Source organism: Peptidiphaga gingivicola, from assembly GCF_001652275.1.
Classification (GTDB): Bacteria; Actinomycetota; Actinomycetes; order Actinomycetales; family Actinomycetaceae; genus Peptidiphaga; species Peptidiphaga gingivicola.
Window position 1 is genome coordinate 1,055,238 of sequence record NZ_LVZK01000001.1, and the last position, 19,353, is coordinate 1,074,590.

Genomic DNA, 19,353 nt, shown 5'->3' on the forward strand with positions numbered 1-19,353 from the left:
CGTCGAACGGCCGAATCCGAAAGGGGAGGCCCTCCGGGCGTCAAGGCGCAAACCCTCGAAATGCACGTCCCCAACAGCGCCCGGGGGTTCGGCGAGCCGATAGGCGGGAGGGCCGGCGACGCTTCGAGACGCGGCGCTCGATCGTCATACCCGGTTCAAAGGGCACATATCAGATTTCTTTGAGGATGCTCACCGTCGCTCTGTTCGCCGTTGTCGCCCTCATCGTCGTCCTGCCCACCTTTGCCAGATATCTGGACAAGCAGCAGGAGCTTCGCGACGCCAAGTCGCGTCTGTCCACCGTCCAAGAGCACAACGCCGAGCTCGAGCGCGAGTTGAAGCTGTGGAAGGACGACGACTACGTCAAGACCCAAGCCAGAAAGCGCCTCGGATACGTCATGCCCGGGCAGACGCTCTACGTCGTCACGGATCCCTCGAGGGGCACGGCGACGGAACGGCTGCAGAAGAAGGTCGACTCCGTCAACAGGAAGCGCAGGGCGGCCACCCCGTGGTACACGACCATGTGGGACTCTGTGAAAATCGCGGGGCAGAGCGGAAAGGCAGACAACGTCGACGACGTTCCGGTCGTCGGAGGGAAAGGCGGCGCAAACAAGTGATCGAGGATCTTGCGGCCATAGCGACTCATGCGACGCCCGTCCTTCCCGGGGACATCGAGGCGATCGAAGCCCAGCTCGGCAGACGCCCGCGGGGCCTCGTCGGAATAGGCGCGAGATGCGCGTGCGGCGCCCCGGCGGTGACGGTCACCGAGCCTCGTTTGCCGGACGGCACGCCGTTTCCCACTCTTTTTTACCTGACGCTTCCGAGCGTTGTGTACGGAATGTCCCGTCTGGAGGCCGAAGGCTGCATGGCGGAGCTCAACGCGCGCTTGGCTGAGGACGCCGGCCTTGCCGCAGGACACCGCGCCGCGCACGCCGATTACATCGAGCGCAGGCGCCTCCTTGGGGATGTGCCCGAGATCGCCAATGTGAGCGCCGGCGGGATGCCCAACCGCGTGAAATGCCTCCATGCTCTGGCGGCCTATTCCATGAGCGTCGGGGAGGGCGTGTGCCCGGTCGGCGATCTCGCTTTGAGGGCCGTGGCGTGGGATCCGGCCGTGTGCCGTTGCGGCGAGGGCTCGCAAAGCGCCGCTTCGGGAGCCCAGAGTGCGGCTTCGGGCGGCGAGGGCGGCCAGAGTGTTCTAGGGCGGGCCGAGTGAGCGTCGCGGGCATCGATTGCGGAACGAATTCGATACGTCTGCTCATCGCCGAGGCAGCTCCCGACGGCTCCTTGCGCGACCTCGTCCGAGAGATGAAGGTGGTGCGGCTAGGCCAGGGAGTCGATCGGACGGGCGAGTTTGCGCAGGAAGCCCTCGAACGCGCTTTCGCGGCGGCAGAAGAATACGGGGAAGCTTGCCGCGCCCACGGCGTTACGTCGATTCGCTTCGCGGCGACGTCGGCCGCGCGCGATGCGCGCAACCGCCTAGCTTTCGTGGAGGGGGTTCGCTCGCGGTTGGGAGTGTCCCCGCAGATTCTCAGCGGAGAAGAGGAGGCTCGGGTCGGCTTTGCCGGCGCGATTTCAGGGATGCCGCCCGGAACGGAGAGCCCCCTGCTGGCCGTCGATTTGGGCGGCGGTTCCACGGAGATCGCCTTGGGGACGATGACGGGAGAGCTGCTCGGGGCGTACTCGATGGACGTCGGGTGCGTGCGGATGCATGAGAGGCACCTTGGCGCGGACGTGCCCGATTCGCAGGCTGTGGAGGCCGCGCGCAGGGATGTAAACCTGGCGCTCGACGCCGCAGAGGAGCACGTCGACCTCGGAGCCGCCAAGGGTCTCATCGGCTTGGCCGGCTCGGTCACCACGATCACGGCGAAGGCTTTGGGGCTTCGATCCTATGATCCTGAGCGCATTCACGGAACCGTTCTGAGCGTCGATGAAACGCTTGCGACCTGCGAGTGGTTTCTGAGTTCGACGCGCGCCGAGCGCGAGGCGCTCGGATTCATGCATCCCGGCAGGGTGGACGTCATACCCGCCGGAGCGCTCGTCTGGGGCGAGGTCGTCGCGAGGGCGGCGGCCAGAATTCGCGAAGCCGGAGGCGAGCTTGCAGGCATCACGACGTCGGAACACGACATCCTCGACGGCCTGGCGATGTGGGCCGCGCGCGACCCCCAGCCTCCGAGCTGGCGGGGGAGCGAGCCGTCGCCCAGTAGGGGCTGATCAGCCTTAGGGCTTCGGGCGACGTCCGCGGCGGTCGCCGCGAATGCCGTCGCGTCGCGGACCGTCCTCGCGCCTGTTCGGCGCGTGGCGCAGGTGCGAGTGGGGATCAATGCCGGGGCCGCGAATCGCCGAGCGCAGGCGCAGTCGCAAAGCGACGGCCCCGAGAACCACCGAGAGCAGGGTGCCGATGATGACGGCCACCCGCGAATGCGGCTCATGCGGGTCGTTCGCGGGGAATGACAGGGTTGCTATGAGCAGGGAAACCGTGAATCCGATGCCCGCGACGAGCGAGATCGGGAAAATGTCACGCATGTCGATTCCCGCGCCGAGCCGGAGTTTGAGGAACTTCGTCATGATCCACACACCGCCGAAGATTCCGATGCATTTGCCCAAGGGGAGGCCTAGGTAGATGCCGAGGGAAACCGGATCCGTGATCATTCCGCCGAACCCACCGGAGTCGACGATGTTCACGCCCGCCGCGAAGAAGGCGAAGATCGGCAGCACGATGCCCGACGACGCGAAGGAAAGCCGCTCGGAGAACCGATGCGTCATGTAGTCCTTCTCGCCCTTGGCGAGCTTGGTCGAGACCATCATGCCCAATGCGACCCCCGCGATCGTGGAGTGGATGCCCGACAGGTGCATGAAGTACCAGGCGAGGAGGCCGAGCGGCCAGAGGATCCACCAGCGAATGACGCGGTATTTGACGAGAAGGCCGAAAACGGCGACCGTTGCGATCGATGCCCCTAGCCACAGCAAGTTGAGCTCCGTGGAGAAGAACAGGGCGATGACGACGATGCCGCCCAGGTCGTCTGCGACCGCCAGAGTCATGAGGAATGTGCGGGCTGCCGGGGGCAGGCCGCGGCCGAAGATGGCGAGGATGGCCAACGCGAAGGCGATGTCCGTGGCGACGGGCACGGCCCATCCGCCGTAGACGCCCGAGCCGGTGACGGCCTGGATCGCGACGTAAACGCCGATCGGGCCGACCATCCCGCACAATGCTGCGAGAATCGGAACCGCGGCTTTCCGCGGATCGCGCAGGGAGCCGATCGTGAACTCCTGTTTGAGTTCCATCCCGACGACGAAGAAGAAGACCGCGAGGAGCCCGTCCGACGCCCAATGCCCGATCGGCAGGGAAAGATGGACGGATTCAAAGCCCACCTGCTTCTCCGAGATCGCGAAGTACGAGCCTCGCCACGGCGAGTTCGACCAGACAATGGCGGCCAGAGCCGCGATCATCAGCACTATTCCCGCAAACGCTTCGCTTTTCAGGGCTTGACGGTATCTGGAAATGATCCCAACGCGCTTTGCCACGTCGCTCCTTTGATCGGGTACTTCGCCAACTATATCGGACGCGGATGCGCGCGAACCATATCGGACGGGGACGCCCCGAAGCCATTGTGGACGGGGCGCGCGCCGGGACCGCCGGAGAAGACGCCGTCAGGCCGAGCGCGGAACTCCGTGGGAATGCGCGACGCACCGCGCCGACGCACCGCGCCGTACGAATGCGCGACGACGTGAGGCCGCGGGACATTGTGAGAACGCCCGCGGATGAAACGGGCAGTCGAGGCTATACAATGGCGAAGAGACGCCCCCATAGCCCAATTGGCAGAGGCAGCCGACTTAAAATCGGCGCAGTGTCGGTTCGAGTCCGTCTGGGGGCACAGATTGCGGGGGGAGAGAGAACAGAGCGCGGATTGCGAGGCGCAAGAAGCTCCGAGCGGACGGGGAAACTCTGACAAGAAGCTCCGAGCGGATGGGAAACAGCGTCAGAATTGAAAGCCCAAGAACGCGAAACGGGCCGTCCCGCAAGGGTTTTCACCCCGCGGAACGGCCCGTGCCCTTACAAGCCATTGCGTGTCTCTGGCCTTTCAGAGCGCTCGAAGATCCGGCGCGCGGTCCTCGCCGACGCGGACTCTAAGTCCCTTACGCGTCCGACTTTTGGTATCTGATCGCTCCGAGAATCACGAAAACCGAGACGTAGACGAGCCACACGAGCGTCGCCGTCCCAGGGCTGAGATAGTCGATGGTTTGTGTCGGATTTGCCGTGTCAGAGACCGTCATCCCCGAGGTGGCCCCCGATGGGAGAAACTTCGGAAGGGTCTCCCGAAAGAACTTGACCGGAACGAGTCGCAGCATCTCAGAAACGAAGAGAACCATGACGCCGGTCACGATCGAGCCGGCCGTGGATCGCAGTATGTAGCCTGCCCCGGTGATCATGAGGGCGGTGAGGACGCATGCCAGCCAGAAGAGGAGCAGCGCCCGAAGGTTTCCGTCGCCTCCGTTCCATGAGAGCCCTCCGGCCAGCAGGGTCACGGCGACCAGCACGGCGATGATCACGGCGGTTGCGATCCCCATGACGATCGTGACGGCGGCTATCTTGGAGGTGAAGGCCCTCATTCTGCTTGTCTGAGAGACGATGGTGGTCCGCATGGTGTTGGAGGCGTACTCGCCGGTTACCGCCAGCGCCCCGAGGACCATCGCGAAAATATAGTACAGCTGCGCGGACCCCGTGATGAAGATCGGGTGGAATTCGCCGTGGACGTTGATTCCCCCGACGTTGTTCTGCCCGTTGGTAAGCGTCGCCGCCATGGCCCACGTGATGAGAATGCCGAACCCCAGCCAAAGGCCCAGCGTGAGCCATGTCGACCTCAGGCTCGTCATCTTGCGGATCTCTGAGCGAAGCGATCGGACGAAGGTGTTCTTGTACACTTTTGAAGAAAGGGGGCGGCTCTGCGGTTGTTTCGGCGCCGCGGCTTGATTCGTCGTTGATGGCGTGCTCATCGTTGTCCTCCCTGAGGTGCCTGTGCGGGTGTCTGTCCGGGAACTCCCGAAATGTTGCTGCCGGAGCCGTACTCGACTTGCCCGGCCGTCAACTCCATGAAGACGTCTTCCAGCGAGGAGTGGGTCTCGGACAGCTCGTGGATCTCCACGTGCGCAATGTGCAGGGCGTGTCCGATCTGAGCTCTCTCGCCGCCGTTGACGCGCACCACGCCCGCAGGGTTGTGCTCGTCTCCGTCGTCGACGTCGAAGTATATTCTGGCTTTGCTCAAGGCGTCCGTGATCGCGCGAATGTCGGGCCCCGAGACGTTGATCGTCCTGTGGGCGGCCGACTCGGTGAACTGCTTGACATCCCCTTGCGCGATGAGCTTGCCCTTGCCGATCACGACGAGGTCGTCGGCCGTCTGCGACATCTCGCTCATGAGGTGGGAAGAGACGAGGATCGTCCTGCCCTGGCCCGCAAGAGCGCGCATGAGCTCGCGGACCCAGCGGACGCCGTCGGGATCGAGGCCGTTGACCGGCTCGTCGAAGATGAGAACCTGCGGATCGCCGAGAAGGGCGGTCGCGATTCCGAGGCGCTGGCCCATCCCGAGGGAAAACCCTTTGAGGCGCTTGTTTGCGACGCTGGTTATGCCGGTCATCTCCAGGACTTCGTCGACCCGCGCCTTGGGGAAGCCGTGCGTGTCGGCCACCACCATGAGCTGCTGGCGGGCCGTCCTGCTCGGGTGGAATGCGTGTCCGTCTAAAAGCGCCCCCACGGTTGTCAACGGCGACGAAAGCCTGCCGTATTCTTGGCCGTTGATCGTGCACTTCCCGCCCGTGGGCCGGTCAAGCCCCATGATGCACCGCATCGTCGTCGACTTCCCCGACCCGTTGGGGCCGAGGAATCCCGTCACCCGTCCGGGCTTGAGCTCAAAGCTGAGATGGTCGACAGCGGTCACCTTGCCGTATCTCTTCGTTAGATTGTCAACTTGAATCATGGATGTCCTTTCATTGCCGGGTCGTTCGCCTTCCCGGCGGAATTGCGACGTTTACCAGCATAATGGCGGCGTCGGCGTTTGCAGTGGGGCTACCTGGCGTATCGCGATCGGGCTATCCGGCCTCTTTCATTGCGGCCTCGGGTTCAGGTTCGCTTTCGCCGTTTCGAGTTCTCGTCTGCGAGCTTTGCCGAGAAGCCCCTGACCGGGAAGCCTCTGAAAGGGACGTGGGGAGGACGGTGCGGAAGAGATGGAGCTCTCGTGGCGATTCTGAGAAGGCTCTCATGGCGATTGGCTCCCGGGGCGTGAAGGCAATCGGTGCGAGACGCGTGCGAGCGCGACGTGCGAGGCCGAGATCGGGGCAGAACTGCCCGGCGATTGCGCTGAGAGTGGAGCCACAGTGTCTGGTTCGATCCTCCACGTCCGGTAAACTAGTAGAGAAAGTGACAAGCGTTTGCTTGCCCCTAAAGGAGGAAACAGTGGCTCACAATCCCGTGATGAACCGGAACCCGTACTTCCGGGAGCCGACGACGCCGAACTTCGGCGGCAGCTCGGCTTACGGGCAGCAGGCCCAGTACGGTCAGCAGATCCAATACGACCAGTACGGCCAGCCGGTTTACAACCAGCAGGCCAACAGCCAGTTCTTCGACCAGGCTTCGGCCGCCCAGGCCTACACGCAGCAGCAGTTCGGTGCGGGAGCTTCCCGCGGTGCATTCCAGACGTCGGCCGCCGGCCCGAATACGATGACGTACGACGACGCGATGATCAAGACGCTGTTTTTGATTGGCGTCACGACGATCGCCGCCGTCTTGTCGGCCTTTTTCATTCCCGTCAAAGCGGTCAACGCGGTCGCCATTTCGACCTCGCTTCTCGCTTTGGGCCTCTCGTTCTTCGCCGCATTCCGTCCCATGGTGAATCCTGGCGTCGCGATCGGCTACGCGGCTCTCGAGGGAGTCGCCCTCGGCGCCATTACCGGCGTTCTCAACCAGTATTACCCGGGCATTGCGCTTCAGGCGATTCTGGGAACGCTTATCGTCGTCGCCGTCGCGGCGGGCCTCTTCTTGAGCGGAGCCGTGCGAACCACGCCGAAGGGCCGGAAGTTCGTCATGATCGTGCTCGTCGCAGCGATCATTTACAGCCTGGTTAACCTTGTGCTCGCGAACACGGTCCTGTCCGACAAGTTCTATGGCATGGACACGGCGATTAAGCTTGGCGGCGTTCCGCTGGGCCTCATCCTCGGCATCATCCTGATCGTCGTCGCGGCCTACTTCCTCATCGGGGATTTGGAGGACGTCCGCTACGCCGTGGAGAACGGGGCGCCCAAGAAGTTCGCATGGACCGTCGGTTTCTCCATTACGGTCACGGTGATCTGGATTTACGTCGAGGTTCTTCGAGTTCTGGCGATTCTGGCAAACGACAACTAGTCAGGCAGACGAAAGCGACGCCAGACGATCGACAAAGTGGGGCAGGCTCAAAGGCCTGCCCCACTTTTACTGTCCGCTCCATGTTTGACGTTGCTGCGCGGTTTGACGTTGTTGCGCGCTGAGGCGGCTGTGTTTGACGCTGCGGCGCGCCGTCCTGCGTTTCGAGCAATCGGCACTGCCCCGAAAGGATCGTTTAGCAGATAGGGGCCAATTCGACAGGCGACGGTCAGCCGACCGAAACCCGGCTGACCGAAAGTCGGCGGGTTGAAACGAGGTCGATTGAAACTCAGCGGGTTGAAACGAGGTCGATTGAAACTCAGCGGGTTGAAACGAGGTCGACGACGAAGATCAAAGTGTCCGTCCCCCGGATTCCCGCCCTGGGGTTGCCTCTGGGGCCGTAGCCTTTCTCCGGCGGAATTGAGACGAGAAGGCGCGAGCCGACGTTCTTGCCTACGAGCGTTTGGTCCCAGCCTTTGATGACCATTCCGACGCCGATCGGGAACGACGTCGTCTCGCCCCGGCGAAACGACGAATCGAAGACGCGGCCATTCCAGATTTGGCCCAGATAGTTCACCTCGATCTGATGGCCCTTCTGGATCGTGGGGCCGCTTCCCTCTTCGAGGACTCTGACATGGAGGCCCCGCGGGGCCTCGGAGTCAGGGAAGGTCAGTTCGGGCGGCTCTCCGAAAGCGCCGGCGACCGATGGCAGAGTGACGTCCATGGATTTCCTCTCGTAACGGGGTTGCCGGTTGTGGCAACGCCCCTAGTCTAATGCGCCCTAATGCGCTGCGCCGCCATCGTGAGCGATGCGCTGAGACCGGTCCGCTGCGACGTGGCGCGGCTCCTAGGAACTGCACAAGGGATTCAGGGATAATGAAAGAAAGCTGAGTTGACGGTTCCGTCACTCGTCGCGTTTGCTCTCGCTGCGTCTAGAGGAAGGAAGCGGATGCCGACTCTGGTGATGATTCTGTCTCTCGTTCTCGTGACTATCGTCGCGGTGTGGATCGGGGAGATGACCCGCCTTCCGTACCCCGTGCTATTGTTGCTCTTCGTCGCAGGCCTCTCGTTCGTGCCTCCGGTTCCCGTCTTCACGATGGACCCAGAGATCATCCTCCCGCTTTTCCTTCCGCCTTTGCTCTTCGCTGTAGCGCGCCGGGCTTCGTGGTCGGTGTTCGTCCGCCGCTGGCGGACCCTCCTCATCCTGGCTGTCTTCCTCACAGCGGTGACCGCCTGCGCTGTGGCTGGGATGGTTATGTGGCTCTTTCCTGCCGCAACGCTCCCGCTCGCGCTCGCCTTGGGCGCCATGGTCTCTCCTCCCGACCCGGTCGCCGTCGAGGCTGTCGCGGAGCCCGCGAAGGTTCCCCGCGGCATCATGCGCACCCTTCAAACCGAGAGCCTGTTCAACGACGCCGTCGCGATCGTCCTGTTCACGACGGCGGTGAGCGCCGTCGAAGGCGACGGCCGCCTGAGCACGGCATTCGGACGCTTCTTGGCGGGCGTCGCCATCGCGGGCCTTGTCGGCTTCCTTCTCGGGTGGATCGTCAGCATCGCAAACCGCGGAATCCACAACGTCGCGGCGACTGGCGCGGTCACAATGGTCGCTCCGTTCATTGCTTATCTCGCGGCTGAGAAAGTGCACGCCTCCGGAGTCATCGCTGTGGTAGTCACCGCTCTGGAGATCAACAGACGCGAGGTCGCCGAGGCTTCGCGCGACCGCATTCTCACCTCCTCCTTCTGGGAGGTCGTCGATCTTTTGGTCACTGGCGTCGCTTTCGGCTTGGTGGGATCCGAGCTGAGGCAAGTCGTCTCCGACGAAGGGTGGGATGACATCGCGGGCTACCTTCCCTTGGCCTTCGTCGTCGTCGGCCTGGTGATCCTCGTTCGTTTTCTGGCCATGGGGGTGTTGCGGTGGGTCGCTCGCGTCGGCGGCGGGGGAGGGGTGCCGAGAAACTGGCGCGACTGCCTGGTGCTCACGTGGTGTGGGATGCGCGGGCTGGCGACGTTGGCGCTTGCGCTTTCGCTGCCGGAGTGGGGAGGCCCGTCGAATCGCGAGTTCAGGAGTTTCGCGGTCGTGGTGGGCGCCGTCGTGCTGTTTGTCACCTTGGTTCCTGCGGGCCTTCTCTTGCCATGGCTCATTCGGGTGCTAGATCTGGCCGAGGACGAGAGCAGCCTCAAGGAGGAGGCCGCGGAACTCGCCGATCGCGCGCAGCACGCAGCCTACAACGCCCTCGAGCACTACTTCGAGAACCAGGACTTCCCGATCTCCCAACGCGAGGAATTGCGCGAGTGGGCCGATCGCATCAAGATCCGCCTCGAATCCGACCAACAGTGGGACCATGTGGGAGGAAGCGAACTGACCGACACTGCGATTCGCTCCGCCTCCGAGATCAGAAACCTGGTGATCGGCGCGCAATCCGTCGCTTTGGAGGCTGCGCGAGCAGAGATCCTCGAGGCCCGCAACGATCCCACGGTCGACGTCGGCACCGTTGAGCAGGTGCTTCACAGACTCGACTTGCGCACGCTTTCCTTGCCCCGCAACCGCCCTCGCACGCAAACGCGGGAGGCCCGGTCCGGAACGGCGAATCTCGCCCAGCGCCGCGGCCGCATCAACCCGGTGGAGAACATCGCCAAGAGGGTCAATGCTCGGCGGCATCGCAGCGCGGAAATGGACGACTAGCCGAGGCGTGGGCGGCCGGCCGTGGACCGGGCACGCGATGCGGGCGCGGATGTCCAGCCGCGGCGCGCAGACGTGGCCAACCGCGGAGCGAATATGCGGCGCGGGCATGGATGCCCAGCCGCGGGCATGATGCCCAACCGAATCGCCCCGACTGCTCCGCACGGGCCGGCCGTTGATAGGCTTGCCTCATGCGTCGCCCACCTCTCCTTTTGGTTCTCTCGGGTTTGCCGGGCGTGGGCAAGACGACCCTGGCTCGGCGCGTCGTTCCCCCATTGAGTTGCGTCTACTTGCGCGTCGACGAGGTTGAGGCTCCGCTCATTCGCAGCAACGTCGACGTCGGCGGCCTTGGGTATGAAGCCGTTGCCGGGCTTGCCCGGTCGAACCTGGAGCTCGGCAGGAACGTCGCCGTCGACCTCGTCAATCCCCTGCCGCTGACTCGCGCCATGTGGCGTGACGCTGCGGCTCAAACGGGTGCCAAGCTGATCGCGGTCGAATGCGTTCTCGCGGATCGGGAGGAGCATCGTCGTCGGGTCGTCTCGCGCAGCGCGGATCTCGAAGGGATTGTCCCGCCCACATGGGCGGAAGTCGAGGCCCGAGAATACATCCCGTGGGACGAGAGCCGCGATGGAGAACGCCTTCGTCTCGACATGGCGGACCTCGACGCGGCTGCAGCCAGCCTCATCGAAGCTGCGCTCGTCAAGACCGCGCGCGCTCGGTGAAGCTGCTGCGCCCTTGGATTCGGGCTGTTCGGACGAGAGGGCGTTTTCTCCGACGTCGCCGAAGCTGCGCCCCGCAAAGGTTCAGAACAAGATCGCCGCGGCAGACGTCGCCTCCCAATTGCGGGCGCGCGAGCCGTTGTGCCGTGGGAAGGAGCTTGTCGATTCGGCGGAATCTTTCGACGCGTGCGTGGCCGAGGAGTTCCCGGAGATCGGCGCCTCCGGTTCCGTGTACGGGCGCGACGACGCCGGCCGATGAACGGCCCTCCACCATCAAGGGACGGCGGTGAAAGCGGGCGACGCGGAATCTGAAGAAGATCGCGGAGCGTGAGCCGGTTTACTCGACCGTGGCGACAGGCCCCGAGCCTGGAAGAGGGCATGCCATTCCGGTGCGGGCGTGACATTGATAACCATTCGGGTTCTTGTACAGGTATTGCTGGTGGCGGTCTTCGGCGGGATAGAACGGAGTGGTTTCCAGAGCCGACCTCACCTCCGTGACGATCTTCCCGAATCCGTTGTTTTCAAGAACTTCTTGATACGCCTCGATCATTCGCCCGGCAAGTTCCTCCTGCTGCGGCGTCGTCGGAAAGATCGCACTGCGATACTGGGTGCCGATATCCCCTCCCTGGCGGTTGAGGCTCGTCGGATCGTGGGACTCGAAGAACGCCTGGAGAAGGCGCTCGGTCGGCAGCCGTGAAGGCGTATAAAGAACGCGCACGGTTTCGGCGTGACCCGTCTTGCCCGTGCACACCTCCTCGTACATCGGATTAGGCGTGAAACCGCCCATGTAGCCGACCGCCGTCGCATCGGCGCCGAGCTCCCACGCGAGCTTCTCCGCGCCCCAGAAGCATCCGGAAGCAAGATAAAGAACTTCCTGATCCGGCCCGGGCTCGGCCAGAATGTCGGTTCCAAGGACGGCATGGGGCGCGGGAGAAGGGAGAACCGGTGCATCGCGTCCCACAAGCGCGGTCTCCGGCGTCACCGGCGTTTGTTTGTCGGAGGAGTCCCAAAGGAACATCTTCACCCCTCGAAAGGCTCGATTTTGACGATTTCAACCGAGATCTTTCGCCCGGTCGGCGTGGCGAACTTCGTGGACTCGCCTTCCTTGAGACCGAGAATGGCCTTTCCAAGCGGGGCGGACTCGGGGTAGATTTCGATGTCCAAATGGTCGGAGGCCTCGCGGGAGCCTATAAGGAAGCGCTCCTCCTCGCCGGCGATCTTCGCCGTGACGATCACCCCGGCCTGAACTTCTGTGGCCGCGGGCGGCTCGGAAACCGTTGCATTCTCGAGCAGATGCGTGAGCTCGGCGATGCGACCTTCCAGCTTCGACTGCTCTTCGCGTGCAGCCTGGTAGCCGCCGTTCTCTCGAAGGTCTCCCTCGTTGCGCGCCGCTTCAATCTTGCGTGCGATCTCGGCGCGGCGGACGGTGGTCATCTCTTCAAGCTCGGCCCGAAGGCGCTCGTACGACTCTGGAGAGAGCCACGCTCTCTTGCTTTCGTCAGCCATGTGTTCTCCTTAACGATGGTCGGTGCGCGTACGCGCACCGACCGACGATTGTGAATGTGCGAAGACGCACGCCGTCCTTGCTTAGACGACGCGCGGACGATCCCCGCTCAAAGAAAAGTTGTGCCCGCGGGAAGCGGGTAAGCCGATGCTCACCCTACCAGGTGGAGCCGATGAACGCCGCGTCGCTTTTACTTCACCGCCATGACGACGAACCAGACGGCCACGGCCTGGCAGGTGTAAGCCAGCAGCGTGCACGCGTGGAAAAACTCGTGGAAACCCCACACGCGAGGCCACGGATTGGGCCACCGCAGGCCGTAGAAAACGGCCCCCACGGAGTAGGCGATCCCTCCTGCGAGGATCAGCCAGACCACGGCGGGGCCGCCTGCCGTCCAATACTCGGGGAGGAACCACACGGCGATCCAGCCGAGCAGAAGATAGAGCGACGTCGAGAGCCACCTAGGGGCGTCGGGCTTGAAAACGGCGAGGAAGATCCCGCCGAGGGCGCCCGCCCACACGATTGCCAGCACGCATGCGGCTGTGCGCGGCGCAAGCATTGCAACCGTCAGCGGCGTGTAGGTTCCTGCGATGAGGAGGAAGATGTTGGAGTGGTCCATCCTCTTCAGAAGCAGCTCGATTTTCGCAGACCACTTCCCGAGGTGGTAAACGGCGGAATGCCCGAAGAGCACAACCGAAGAGACACCGAATACCAGGCACGCCAGTTTCATCCCCGTCGTCGGAGTGAGGGCGATCAAGACGATCGCGTTGGCCAGCGCCAGCGGCGCGGTGATTGCGTGAATCCATCCCCGCGCCTTCGGCTTGGGCAGGGAAGCGAGAAGACTGCGCCGCTCCCTGCGCGATACAGCCGCTGAAGTCATGATGCCACTCCTATCCGTCTCTGCCATTTTAGGCGGCAGCTTGAGCTTTCGCGTGCATGTGCGATCGGCGTCACCTAGGCTAGTCTCACCGAGTCAATAGGAGGTTGAAGGTGGCCGCGCCGGCATTGTTGTACAGATTGTATGAGCGCAGGCTCATGGGCGGGTTGGGGTCCGCTGATTTGCCGCGTCATATCGGGGTCATGCTCGACGGAAATCGGCGGTGGGCGAAAGAGCTGGGGCGCAACGCCTCTTTTGGCCACAGGCGCGGGGCCGACAAGATCAACGAGTTCCTTACGTGGTGCGACGAGGTCGGCGTCCAACTGGTCACGCTGTGGCTGCTGTCGACGGACAATCTCAAGCGGGCGCGCGAAGAGATCGACACGCTTTTGGAGATCATCGCCGCGGCGGTCGAGCGCTTGGCCGCCGCTCACACCTGGCGCCTGAAGACGGTCGGCAACCTGCAGATGCTTCCCGAGCCGTTCGTCTCCCGCATGGAAGCGGCCGAATCGAAAACCTCCGACGTGAAGGGGATGCAGGTGAACATCGCCGTCGGCTACGGAGGGCGCCAGGAGATCACCGACGCCGTGCGTTCGCTTCTGGCTGAGCAGGCGACGTCGGGCAAGACTCTCGCCGAGGTGGCCCGCTCGATCAAGGTCGACGACATCACGGACCATCTCTACACGAAGGGCCAGCCTGACCCCGACCTCGTCATTCGCACGTCGGGCGAGCAGCGCATGAGCGGTTTCATGCTGTGGCAGACGGTTCACACCGAGTTGTACTTCTGCGAGGCGTACTGGCCCGATTTCCGAAAGGTCGACTTCCTGCGAGCGCTGCGCGATTACACGCAGCGCGAGCGGCGTTTGGGAAGGTGAGCCGGAAGCGGAGTTTTTAGCGACGGCGCGCGCCGAATCCCGGCTGCAGACAGGCGTTGGCCGGGCTGCGGCGAATTGGGGCATGGCTCCGAAGGGGCCGAAATCCCGGAACGACGTTGGAGCGCTGAAGCAACGCTCGAGCCTGGGGGCGAGGCTTGAGTGGACTGGGCATATAGCGCAAAGCCGTGGGCCGCTTGCGCGGCCCACGGCTTTAGCGTGTGTGTGATGCCTCGGCGCGCCTATTTAGCAACGCTCATATGATCTCGATCCCCACCGAGATTTTTCGCTGTGGGAGCCGGTGCCGAGTTCCGGCTCCCACAACATAGCTGTTATCTAACTGTTTCAAGATGTTATCAGATCGTTATCTAGCGCGCAAGGCGGTTCGTGAAGGCAAATCTGCCCTATCTGTGTGGCGCTCGAGGCTGCCGGGGAACGGCCGCGGGGCAGGCCGACGTCGAGGGATCCCGAGGCCGACGTCGAGTGGGAGCGGCTCGCGGCAGAGGCCGGCTCGGCCCCGCGCTCGACGACGAGTTTTTGCGGGGCTCTGCGCGAAAGACGCCCTGTCAGGCTTCGGCGAATGTCGAAAAGCTGTAGGCGTCGTAGGCGAGAGCCAGTTCCTCGTGCGTGGGCGGATTGACGTCGGGGCGGGAGACGGATATGGAAGCGGCGGCGGTTGCGTATGCGCCGAGAGTCTCCAAATTCGTCGGCGAAATCGCCGCCAGCCGATCGCGATTGGCGGCGCCGCTGAGAGAGATGCGCGTGAGCCCGTCGATGAGCGCGGCGAAGAAGGCGTCGCCGGCGCCTGAGGAGTTGACGACGTCGACCTGCCGCGCAGGAATGTGAATCGTTTCGCCGGTGGCTGAATACATGAGCGCTCCCTCGCTTCCACACGTGACGACCGCCAGCAGAACGCCCAATTCCAGCCATCGGCCGGCGACCTCTTCGATGCTAGCGTTCGGTCCGTAGACGAGGGCGATGTCCTCGTCGGAGGACTTCACGACGTCGGCGTACCCGGCGAAGCTCTCGACGATGGCGCGCGCCTCGCGAATGTCTCCCAGAAGGGCCGGGCGCACATTCGGATCGTAGAAGACCGTGACGTTCTCGCGCAGTTCTTCGACCCAGTTGCGCACCTTTGCGGCGCCCGGCTGGAGGTGGCAGGCGGCCGAGCCGAAAGCCAGGGACTCAGGGTCGAGGAGGTCAAGGTCGAGCTTGCAGGCGCCGGAGAAGGGTTTGTCCTGTATGTCCCAGGTAAAGTCGAACGAGTAGCTTGCGCTTCCCGATGCGTCGAGGCTCACGTGGCTGACCGACGTCGGATTGGTTCGCTCGCCGTCGGCGCGAAGCCAAAGCTCCAGACCGTTGGAGGCGGCGTAATCGGCGAGGATTCGCCCGTTGGCGTCCAATCCGAAGTCGGTCACCAGGCGGGTTGTGCGGCCCAAGCGCCGCAGGCCGATGGCCACGTTGAGCATCGAGCCGCCGGGCGTGAGGCGGGTTGAGCCGTCCGGCGCCGTGATCTTGTTGATGAGCGATTCGCCAATGAGGAGCACGCTCATTGTTTCTCCCTGCCTGATCCGCGTTCGGATCCTTCGACGTTTGACGCTCTTCGCGCCGGTCGGCCGTCCGCCGACTCTCCTTGGCCTGTCCCCGATTTGTCCTGACCAGCCGTCGAATCGCCCTCGGGCTGCTCGGCCTCTGGCGCGCCGCGTGCGGCGGCAAGGCGCTCGCGGGCGCCGTCGAGCCAGTCTTGGCAGCGCCGCGCAAGCTGCTCGCCGATTTCCCACAGTCGGAGCGACTCCTCGAGGGGGATAGACCCCTGTTCGAGGCGGACGACTATTTCGACGAGCCGAGACCTGGCCTCCTCATAGCTGATGGCGTCGATGCCCTCGAGGGGCCCGTCGTTGCGGCCATGGCTTTCGCCGCGGACGCCTGCTTCGCGCTGCGGTCCGCCCCCTTCGCGGGGCCCGCCCTCCTCGCGTTGGGACTCGGCGTCGGCGCCCTCTCCGTCAAGGGCGTTCTTCTTGGGCATGCTTTCCTCCTTGTGGAGCAGCTGCGGTGAGATTGTCTTGGTTGACTGCGAGGCCCTCTTCGGCGACGGCCCCGTCCTGTTCGGCGACGGCCGCGACGGCGAGGACGAGACGGCCCCGCGCGAGGATCGCTTCAACCTCTTGGCCTTTGCGGGCGGCCGCGGCGTTTGAAACGACGGACCCTTCAGAGAGCAGGATTGAATACCCGCGGTCGAGAGTGGCCCGGGGGGAGAGAGCCCGCAGGTTTGCGACGGTTGCGGCGAGTTCGCCCGCCGCGTCTGCGATCGCGCGATCGACGTGCGTCCGCATCCATCGGGTAAGGGAGAGCAAATCCTCTTCGCGCATGTCGACGATCGTTTCGGGGAAGGCCAAAGCGGGCCGCGCGCGAATGGAGTCGAGCTCGCTTTGTGCCCGGTCAAGGCCCGCCTGCACGGCGGATCGGCCGCGACGGGCCGCCTCGGCGATCGTCGCCAGCTCTTCGGCGACGTCGGGGACGATGCGTTTTGCCGCGTCGGTGGGCGTCGATGCCCGCAGGTCTGCGACGAGGTCGAGGATGGGGCTGTCGCCCTCGTGCCCGATCGCCGAAACGACCGGTTTCTTTGCCTTTGCGACCGCGCGCACGAGTCTCTCGTCGGAGAAGGGAAGGAGATCCTCAACGCTCCCCCCGCCGCGTGCGAAGACAACGACGTCGACGCCGGGTGCTTCCTCAAGTGACTCCAGCGCCTCGATCATCGCTTCGACGGCGCCTTCTCCTTGCACCCTGACCTCGCGCACATCGAACCGCGCCGCAGGCCAGCGGCCGAGGACGTTGACGAGGACGTCCTCGCGCGCTTTGGTGTTGCGCCCGCATATGAGCCCGATCTTCCCGGGAAGGAAAGGAACCTTCGTTTTGCGCTCGGCTGAGAACAGCCCTTCGGCGGCGAGCCGGGATTTCAGCTGTTCGATTCTGGCCAGAATGTCGCCCAACCCTACGGGGCGAACCTCGTCCGCCCACAGCGAAAGGCTGCCGTTGACCTCGTAAAAGTCCGGTTTGGCGCACACCACCGCCCGGCTGCCGGGCTCAATCGTCGCGGGAAGAAGGTAGGCCATGATCTTGACCGTGATAGAAACGTTGGCTTCGAGGTCGCGCAAGGTGAAGAACTGGACTTTTGCCCCGGGGCGGCGCTGAAGCGTGATGACCTCTCCCTCGACCCACAGGCGTGACATGGCGGCGACGTACTCCCGAATCTTCATCGACAGCACGCGCAGCGGCCACGGCCGATCGGGGGTGGTCTGGGCGGCAAGCTGGGGAAGCTCCTCCGGCACCGGAATTTTTTGCGCCATAGCGAAATTTTTTCACAGGCGTGAAGCGCAGGGCTGTGCCCTAGTTCCCATTTTTTGCTGTGCCCTAGTTCCCATTCCGCTCATCTCGCGCTCGATATCCGCGGCGCACTACCCTAGACACGTGAATGATCAACAAGCGTCGGCCACTCCAGGGGAGAAGGCGGTTTCCCTTGCGGGAGCCTCGGCTTTCCCCGACCGGATCCCCTCTGTTCCCGGAAAGGACGGGCGCCGGATCCTCATCGCCACGCCGCGAGGGTACTGCGCGGGCGTCGATCGCGCGGTCGACGCCGTCGAGAAGGCCCTCGAGCTCTATGGAGCCCCCGTGTACGTCCGCAAGGAGATCGTCCACAACAAGTACGTCGTGGAGACCCTTTCGCGAAGGGGGGCGATTTTCGTCTCCGAGACGGAGGAGGTTCCCGAAGGCGCACGGGTCGTCTTTTCGGCGCACGGGGTCTCGCCGGCGGTTCACGCCGAGGCCGCCGCGCGCAGCCTTCAGACGATCGACGCGACCTGCCCTCTGGTGACGAAGGTCCACAAGCAGGCCGTCCGTTTCGCCAAGGACGACTACGACATTCTGCTCATCGGCCACACGGGCCACGAGGAGGTCGAGGGCACCCAGGGCGAGGCCCCCGAACACATTCAGGTCGTCAACGGGCCGGAAGAGGTCGACGGCATCGAGGTGCGGGACCCCGAGAAGGTCGTGTGGATCTCCCAGACCACCCTTTCGGTCGATGAGACGCTCAAAACGGTCAGGCGCCTGCGCGAGAGGTTCCCGAACCTCGTCGATCCGCCCTCGGACGACATCTGCTACGCGACGCAGAACCGCCAAGGCGCGGTCAAGGCGATGGCGCCCGAATGCGACGCGGTCATCGTCGTCGGATCCGCGAATTCCTCGAACTCCGTGCGACTGGTCGAGGTGGCCCTCGAAGCGGGCGCCGGCAAGGCGTATCGCGTGGATCGCGCCGAGGAAGTGCGAGACGAATGGCTGGAGGGGGTGCAGACCGTCGGATTGACGTCCGGCGCCTCCGTTCCCGAGATTCTTGTGCGCGACGTCGTCGAGCGCTTGGCAGAGATCGGCTTCACTCAGGTGGACCCGGTGCAGACTGCCTCCGAAGACATCCGCTTCTCCCTGCCGAAGAATCTTCGCGCCGATCTCAAAGCGACGGGCGTCCAGCCGGACCGCCCCCACAAGGTGCGTGAACGCGCCGGAAGAGCGCGTGAGCGCACGGAGAGGACGGGCGTTTCGCAGTGAAGGGGGAACGTTCCGCGAGCCCGACGCCGGAGACGGCAGAGCTCGCTCGCCGCTTGTTCGCGGATTTGAGGGCTGCCGCCGACGGCGAACGCGCCGCGCAGATGGCGGCCTATATGCGCGACCAGTTTCGCTACCTCGGCGTGCAAACCCCGGCCCGCCGCAAGATTTCGAGGCCGTTCTTGAACGCCGCAAAGAAGGAGCGCCTTCTCGACTGGGACTTCGTCGATGTCTGTTGGCGGGCCGAGGAGCGCGAGTTCCAGTACGTCGCCGCCGACTACCTGAGGAAGGTGAACCGTCTTCTGACCGTCGCGGACCTGCCGAGGATCCGCGGCCTGGCCGTGACGAAGCCGTGGTGGGACACGGTCGATTCGCTCAACGCGACGGTGGGAAGCGTCGTTGCACGGTCCTCCGAGGCACATTCGTGCGAGGGCCGCGAGCTGATCCTGAAGTGGGCGCGCGACGAGAGCATGTGGGTGCGACGTTTGGCGATCGACCATCAGCTTCAACGCAAAGAAAGCACCGACGTCGAACTGCTTTCGTCTATCATCGAGGCCAACCTCGGCTCGGGAGAGTTTTTCATCGACAAGGCCATAGGCTGGGCGCTGCGGGACTACTCGAAAACGGATCCCGAGTGGGTCCGCGCATTCATCGCGGAACACAGGCGGGACATGGCAGCCCTCGCCGTTCGAGAGGCGAGCAAGTACCTCTGACCAGGCCCGCT

The 19,353-nt window shown here is 64.1% G+C and carries 20 protein-coding genes and 1 tRNA gene; 11 read left to right on the top strand and 10 right to left on the bottom strand.

Going from position 1 to position 19,353, the window contains the following annotated elements; all coding sequences use genetic code 11:
- Positions 1-185 precede the first annotated feature (185 nt).
- The 3 genes from A4H34_RS11220 to A4H34_RS04330 are packed head-to-tail and all read left to right on the top strand — an operon-like array spanning position 186 to position 2,211.
- Entirely contained in the window at positions 186-614 is a 429-nt protein-coding gene (locus tag A4H34_RS11220; protein ID WP_009199488.1) for an FtsB family cell division protein, read from the top strand.
- Positions 611-1,213 (top strand): DUF501 domain-containing protein, encoded by a 603-nt coding sequence (locus A4H34_RS04325; protein ID WP_064231203.1) that lies wholly within the window; start codon positions 611-613, stop codon positions 1,211-1,213. The genes A4H34_RS11220 and A4H34_RS04325 overlap by 4 nt, the downstream gene beginning before the upstream one ends.
- Positions 1,210-2,211 (top strand): Ppx/GppA phosphatase family protein, encoded by a 1,002-nt coding sequence (locus tag A4H34_RS04330; RefSeq protein WP_064231204.1) that lies wholly within the window; start codon positions 1,210-1,212, stop codon positions 2,209-2,211. The genes A4H34_RS04325 and A4H34_RS04330 overlap by 4 nt, the downstream gene beginning before the upstream one ends.
- A gap of 6 nt (positions 2,212-2,217) precedes the next feature.
- Here A4H34_RS04330 and nhaA read toward each other — a convergent pair whose 3' ends face one another.
- Positions 2,218-3,522 (bottom strand): Na+/H+ antiporter NhaA, encoded by a 1,305-nt coding sequence (gene nhaA, locus A4H34_RS04335; RefSeq protein WP_231870949.1) that lies wholly within the window; start codon positions 3,520-3,522, stop codon positions 2,218-2,220.
- A 276-nt stretch (positions 3,523-3,798) separates the two neighbouring features.
- On the opposite strand from nhaA, the gene A4H34_RS04340 reads away from it, so the two are divergent.
- A tRNA-Leu gene (locus A4H34_RS04340) sits at positions 3,799-3,872 on the top strand.
- A 262-nt stretch (positions 3,873-4,134) separates the two neighbouring features.
- Here A4H34_RS04340 and A4H34_RS04345 read toward each other — a convergent pair.
- Together A4H34_RS04345 and A4H34_RS04350 are read right to left on the bottom strand one after the other, a co-directional pair.
- The gene (locus A4H34_RS04345) at positions 4,135-4,992 is read right to left on the bottom strand and encodes an ABC transporter permease (RefSeq protein WP_040322836.1); all 858 of its coding nucleotides are present in this window, start codon (positions 4,990-4,992) and stop codon (positions 4,135-4,137) included.
- Entirely contained in the window at positions 4,989-5,969 is a 981-nt protein-coding gene (locus tag A4H34_RS04350; RefSeq protein WP_009199483.1) for an ABC transporter ATP-binding protein, read from the bottom strand. The genes A4H34_RS04345 and A4H34_RS04350 overlap by 4 nt, the downstream gene beginning before the upstream one ends.
- 476 nt (positions 5,970-6,445) lie before the next feature.
- On the opposite strand from A4H34_RS04350, the gene A4H34_RS04355 reads away from it, so the two are divergent.
- Entirely contained in the window at positions 6,446-7,390 is a 945-nt protein-coding gene (locus tag A4H34_RS04355; RefSeq protein ID WP_231870950.1) for a Bax inhibitor-1/YccA family protein, read from the top strand.
- A gap of 316 nt (positions 7,391-7,706) precedes the next feature.
- Here the strand turns inward: A4H34_RS04355 and A4H34_RS04360 are convergent, their stop codons facing one another.
- A complete protein-coding gene (locus A4H34_RS04360) occupies positions 7,707-8,111 on the bottom strand; it encodes an FKBP-type peptidyl-prolyl cis-trans isomerase (RefSeq protein ID WP_009199480.1) in 405 nt (134 codons plus the stop codon).
- 225 nt (positions 8,112-8,336) lie between these two features.
- Here A4H34_RS04360 and A4H34_RS04365 point away from each other — a divergent pair, with 225 nt between their 5' ends.
- The 3 genes from A4H34_RS04365 to A4H34_RS04375 all read left to right on the top strand — a co-directional run bounded on the left by A4H34_RS04365 (position 8,337) and on the right by A4H34_RS04375 (position 11,042).
- Positions 8,337-10,067 carry a cation:proton antiporter gene (locus A4H34_RS04365; protein WP_064231206.1) on the top strand — a complete coding sequence of 577 codons (1,731 nt, stop codon included), beginning with the start codon at positions 8,337-8,339 and terminating at the stop codon, positions 10,065-10,067.
- A 188-nt stretch (positions 10,068-10,255) separates the two neighbouring features.
- Positions 10,256-10,786 carry an AAA family ATPase gene (locus A4H34_RS04370; RefSeq protein WP_064231207.1) on the top strand — a complete coding sequence of 177 codons (531 nt, stop codon included), beginning with the start codon at positions 10,256-10,258 and terminating at the stop codon, positions 10,784-10,786.
- Positions 10,787-10,799: 13 nt separating this feature from the next.
- A complete protein-coding gene (locus tag A4H34_RS04375) occupies positions 10,800-11,042 on the top strand; it encodes a hypothetical protein (protein ID WP_064231208.1) in 243 nt (80 codons plus the stop codon).
- 78 nt (positions 11,043-11,120) lie between these two features.
- Here A4H34_RS04375 and msrA read toward each other — a convergent pair whose 3' ends face one another.
- The 3 genes from msrA to trhA form a co-directional block, all read right to left on the bottom strand.
- A complete protein-coding gene (gene msrA / locus A4H34_RS04380; RefSeq protein ID WP_064231209.1) occupies positions 11,121-11,801 on the bottom strand; it encodes a peptide-methionine (S)-S-oxide reductase MsrA in 681 nt (226 codons plus the stop codon).
- 2 nt (positions 11,802-11,803) lie between these two features.
- Entirely contained in the window at positions 11,804-12,289 is a 486-nt protein-coding gene (greA, locus tag A4H34_RS04385) for a transcription elongation factor GreA (RefSeq protein ID WP_009199475.1), read from the bottom strand.
- Between the two features lie 188 nt (positions 12,290-12,477).
- Positions 12,478-13,164, bottom strand: coding sequence for a PAQR family membrane homeostasis protein TrhA (gene trhA / locus A4H34_RS04390; protein WP_064231210.1), 687 nt, complete (start codon positions 13,162-13,164; stop codon positions 12,478-12,480).
- A 110-nt stretch (positions 13,165-13,274) separates the two neighbouring features.
- Between trhA and A4H34_RS04395 the strand changes: the two genes are divergently transcribed.
- Positions 13,275-14,036, top strand: coding sequence for an isoprenyl transferase (locus A4H34_RS04395; protein WP_197480414.1), 762 nt, complete (start codon positions 13,275-13,277; stop codon positions 14,034-14,036).
- A gap of 563 nt (positions 14,037-14,599) precedes the next feature.
- On the opposite strand, the gene A4H34_RS04400 is transcribed toward A4H34_RS04395, so the two are convergent.
- The 3 genes from A4H34_RS04400 to xseA are packed head-to-tail and all read right to left on the bottom strand — an operon-like array spanning position 14,600 to position 17,380.
- Positions 14,600-15,586 carry a PfkB family carbohydrate kinase gene (locus tag A4H34_RS04400; RefSeq protein WP_064231212.1) on the bottom strand — a complete coding sequence of 329 codons (987 nt, stop codon included), beginning with the start codon at positions 15,584-15,586 and terminating at the stop codon, positions 14,600-14,602.
- Positions 15,583-16,059: an exodeoxyribonuclease VII small subunit gene (locus tag A4H34_RS10645; protein WP_009199471.1), complete on the bottom strand. Its 477-nt coding sequence runs from the start codon at positions 16,057-16,059 to the stop codon at positions 15,583-15,585. Before A4H34_RS10645 ends, A4H34_RS04400 begins: the two co-directional genes overlap by 4 nt.
- Positions 16,037-17,380, bottom strand: coding sequence for an exodeoxyribonuclease VII large subunit (xseA, locus tag A4H34_RS04410; RefSeq protein ID WP_064231213.1), 1,344 nt, complete (start codon positions 17,378-17,380; stop codon positions 16,037-16,039). Before xseA ends, A4H34_RS10645 begins: the two co-directional genes overlap by 23 nt.
- Before the next feature lie 199 nt (positions 17,381-17,579).
- Here xseA and A4H34_RS04415 point away from each other — a divergent pair, with 199 nt between their 5' ends.
- Together A4H34_RS04415 and A4H34_RS04420 are read left to right on the top strand one after the other, a co-directional pair.
- Complete coding sequence (locus A4H34_RS04415) at positions 17,580-18,632, top strand: 4-hydroxy-3-methylbut-2-enyl diphosphate reductase (RefSeq protein WP_064231691.1); 1,053 nt, start codon at positions 17,580-17,582, stop codon at positions 18,630-18,632.
- On the top strand, positions 18,629-19,342 hold the full coding sequence (locus A4H34_RS04420; RefSeq protein ID WP_197480415.1) for a DNA alkylation repair protein: 714 nt from the start codon (positions 18,629-18,631) through the stop codon (positions 19,340-19,342). Before A4H34_RS04415 ends, A4H34_RS04420 begins: the two co-directional genes overlap by 4 nt.
- Positions 19,343-19,353 lie beyond the last annotated feature (11 nt).

Excerpts from the sequence above, each read along its gene's own strand:
- msrA (WP_064231209.1), bottom strand. The coding sequence starts at position 11,801 with ATGTTCCTTTGGGACTCCTCCGACAAACAAACGCCGGTGACGCCGGAG.
- A4H34_RS04350 (WP_009199483.1), bottom strand. The coding sequence starts at position 5,969 with ATGATTCAAGTTGACAATCTAACGAAGAGATACGGCAAGGTGACCGCT.
- trhA (WP_064231210.1), bottom strand. The coding sequence starts at position 13,164 with ATGACTTCAGCGGCTGTATCGCGCAGGGAGCGGCGCAGTCTTCTCGCT.
- A4H34_RS04360 (WP_009199480.1), bottom strand. The coding sequence starts at position 8,111 with ATGGACGTCACTCTGCCATCGGTCGCCGGCGCTTTCGGAGAGCCGCCC.
- A4H34_RS10645 (WP_009199471.1), bottom strand. The coding sequence starts at position 16,059 with ATGCCCAAGAAGAACGCCCTTGACGGAGAGGGCGCCGACGCCGAGTCC.
- greA (WP_009199475.1), bottom strand. The coding sequence starts at position 12,289 with ATGGCTGACGAAAGCAAGAGAGCGTGGCTCTCTCCAGAGTCGTACGAG.
- A4H34_RS04370 (WP_064231207.1), top strand. The coding sequence starts at position 10,256 with ATGCGTCGCCCACCTCTCCTTTTGGTTCTCTCGGGTTTGCCGGGCGTG.
- A4H34_RS04365 (WP_064231206.1), top strand. The coding sequence starts at position 8,337 with ATGCCGACTCTGGTGATGATTCTGTCTCTCGTTCTCGTGACTATCGTC.
- A4H34_RS04345 (WP_040322836.1), bottom strand. The coding sequence starts at position 4,992 with ATGAGCACGCCATCAACGACGAATCAAGCCGCGGCGCCGAAACAACCG.
- xseA (WP_064231213.1), bottom strand. The coding sequence starts at position 17,380 with ATGGCGCAAAAAATTCCGGTGCCGGAGGAGCTTCCCCAGCTTGCCGCC.
- A4H34_RS11220 (WP_009199488.1), top strand. The coding sequence starts at position 186 with ATGCTCACCGTCGCTCTGTTCGCCGTTGTCGCCCTCATCGTCGTCCTG.
- A4H34_RS04400 (WP_064231212.1), bottom strand. The coding sequence starts at position 15,586 with ATGAGCGTGCTCCTCATTGGCGAATCGCTCATCAACAAGATCACGGCG.